Raw genomic sequence first — 2,664 nt, forward strand, 5'->3', positions numbered from 1 at the left:
TTCAGACGGCCTGTATGGTTTATGCCTATTTATTAAGCACTTTTTGGAAGGTGTCGATCAGGTGTTGCGCAATGGCACGGCTGCCGAATTGTTGCAGGCAATCTTGGCGCAAACGGACGGGATCGTAGTGTGCATGGTTTTCGTAGAGGGTGAGCAAAGCTTTGGTCAGTTCCGGTATGTTTTCAATTGGTACCAACAGGCCATTGTCGGATGTGACGATGGATTGGGGGCCGCCGCAACGTGTGGCGATAACGGGCAAACCTTGCGACAGTGCTTCGATATAGACGACGCCGAAGGTCTCGGTACGGCTGGCGAGGACGAATGCGTTGCTGTGGCGCATGAGATCCAGGGTTTGGTCGGTGGTTAATGCGCCGGTAAAGGTAACGGCGTGGTTGATGCCCAAGTCGCTTGCCAGTTGTTTCAGACGGCCTTCTTCTACGCCGCCGCCGCCGATTTTGAGTTTGAGCTGCGGATAGGTTTTGAGTGCTTCGGCAAAAGCAGGCAGGAGCAGGTCGTGGCCTTTGAGGTGGCGCAGGTGGGAGACGCTGCAGAAGGTGAAGTCTTGATTGTTTTTTTCGGGGAACTCGAAATCCTGTTCAAAATTGCCGCCCAGCATATTGGGCAGGTATTGCCAGTCTGTACCGGCGTAGGTTTTTTCGAGAATGCGGCAGAAATCACGGCTGACGGCGAATCGGGTCGCGCTGTGGCGCACGGCTTCGTGCATGGACGGCCATTGGTTTTTTCGGACAAGGCCGCGTGAAATGGCGCTGCTGTGTTCGGTAATTACATAGGGAATGCCGTATTTTTTGAAGATGGCACAGGCCAAAATGGCGGCATAGTTGACGCAATGGGCGTGAATTACGTCGGGTTTGCCGTTGTCGGCGATATAGGCTTCAAAAGCTTTCATGCCTGCATTGACCCAGCGGATGCGGTCGATGTCGACAACCGGGCAGCGCGGGAAGAAATACATGCTGTCGTAGGCGTAAGTGTTGAGTCCGCCTTGCTGATGGCGGCGCAGGCCGTAGAAGCGCGAGAAGATGGTTTTCGGCTGACTTCTCAAGTAGCGGAACATGGGTACGACCATGCCGATTTTCATGCCTTCACGTTGCAGGGCTTGGGCTTGGAGACGGAAAAAGATTCCGTCCACGTCAGTTTCGGAAGAAGGATACCAAGAGGGGATAACGACAATATGCATGATGTGTTTTTTATGGAAGTAGATAACGGCGAGGCCGTCTGAAAAGAAAAGATATCTTTCAGACGGCCTTTTGTATATTTAGTTCAATCAGTTGCCGGCAACCGTCATTTTAGAAACCAAGATGGAGCCGATTTGATTGGATGAACGGCGTAATGCGTCGTCTGCCACGCCGGTGATGTCGCGGTACATATCCTGCAAACGTCCGGCAATGGTGATTTCCTGAACCGGATAGGCAATGACGCCGTTTTCCACCCAAAAACCGGCCGCGCCGCGCGAGTAGTCGCCGGTAATGCCGTTGACGCCTTGTCCCATCAATTCGGTAACCAGCAAACCTGTTCCCATTTCTTTCAACAGGTCGGCCTGCGTGGCGTGGGTGTGGTTCAGATACAGATTGTGCGCACCGCCGGCGTTGCCCGTTGTCTGCATACCGAGTTTTTTCGCGCTGTAACTGCTGAGGAAATAGCCTTCGACGATACCGTCTTTCACCACAAAACGCGGCTGCGTGGACACGCCCTCGGCATCGAAATAAGTGCTGCGGAACGAGCGCAGGATATGCGGTTCTTCGCGAAGGCTGAGAAATTCGGGAAGCACCTGTTTGCCGATACTGTCAATCAGGAAGCTGCTTTGGCGGTAGAGCGCGCCGCCGCTGAGTGCGCCGATAAGGTGGCCGATTAAGCCGACTGCGACAGTGGTATCAAACAGTACGGGATAGCTGCCGGTCGGAACGCTGCAGCTATTCAGACGGCGTAAAGTCCGTTCGGCTGCAGTTTGGCCGATGAGTTCGGGCGCGTCCATGTCTTCTTGACGGCAGGAAGAATCATACCAATAGTCGCGCTGCATGCCGTGTTCGTCGCTGGCGACCACGCTGCAAGAAATGCTGTGGTGCGTGCTTTGCTGGTGTGCGGCAAAGCCGTGGGTGTTGCCGTAAACATATTGGTAATGGCCGGTATGAACCGATGCGCCTTCGGAATTTTCAATGCGTTTGTCCGTTGACAGAGCGGCCTGTTCGCATTGCTTGGCCAAATCAATGGCGGATTCGGTACTCAAATCCCATTCGTGGTAGCGGTCGAGGTCGCCGATATGGGTTGCCATCAAGGCAGCGTCGGCAAGGCCGGCGCAATCGTCTTCGGCGGTATAGCGTGCAATATCGATGGCGGCTTTGACCGTATCTTGCAGGGCGCGTTCGGAAAAGTCGGCAGTGCTGGCTCGGCCTTTGCGTTGGCCGACATAGACCGTAATGTCTAAAGATTTGTCTTGTTGGAACTCGATTTGTTCGATTTCGCCCAAGCGCACGCTGACGCTTTGACCGAGCGACTCGCTGAAATCGGCTTCGGCCGCGGTGGCGCCGGATTGTTTGGCCAAATCCAGCGTGTGTCCGCACAAGCGCAACAGCTCGTCCGGTGTGTGGTTAAACAGCATAAAAAGGTTTCCTGACAGGGTTTTGCGGCATTTTAACCGTTTCAGACGGC

The 2,664-nt window shown here is 54.4% G+C and carries 2 protein-coding genes; both read right to left on the bottom strand.

Features of this window, described 5'->3' with window-relative positions:
- Nucleotides 1-25: 25 nt before the first annotated feature.
- A complete protein-coding gene (locus tag ACTHUE_RS14960; protein ID WP_070461404.1) occupies nt 26-1,195 on the bottom strand; it encodes a glycosyltransferase in 1,170 nt (389 codons plus the stop codon).
- An 87-nt stretch (nt 1,196-1,282) separates the two neighbouring features.
- Nucleotides 1,283-2,614 carry a metalloprotease PmbA gene (gene pmbA, locus ACTHUE_RS14965; RefSeq protein ID WP_070461405.1) on the bottom strand — a complete coding sequence of 444 codons (1,332 nt, stop codon included), beginning with the start codon at nt 2,612-2,614 and terminating at the stop codon, nt 1,283-1,285.
- Between the last annotated feature and the right edge of the window lie 50 nt (nt 2,615-2,664).

It is taken from the genome of Neisseria sp. P0021.S005 (genome assembly GCF_051956955.1).

What these genes read in the sequence shown, in the direction of transcription:
- ACTHUE_RS14960 (WP_070461404.1), bottom strand. Translation starts at nt 1,195, where the DNA reads ATGCATATTGTCGTTATCCCCTCTTGGTATCCTTCTTCCGAAACTGAC.
- pmbA (WP_070461405.1), bottom strand. Translation starts at nt 2,614, where the DNA reads ATGCTGTTTAACCACACACCGGACGAGCTGTTGCGCTTGTGCGGACAC.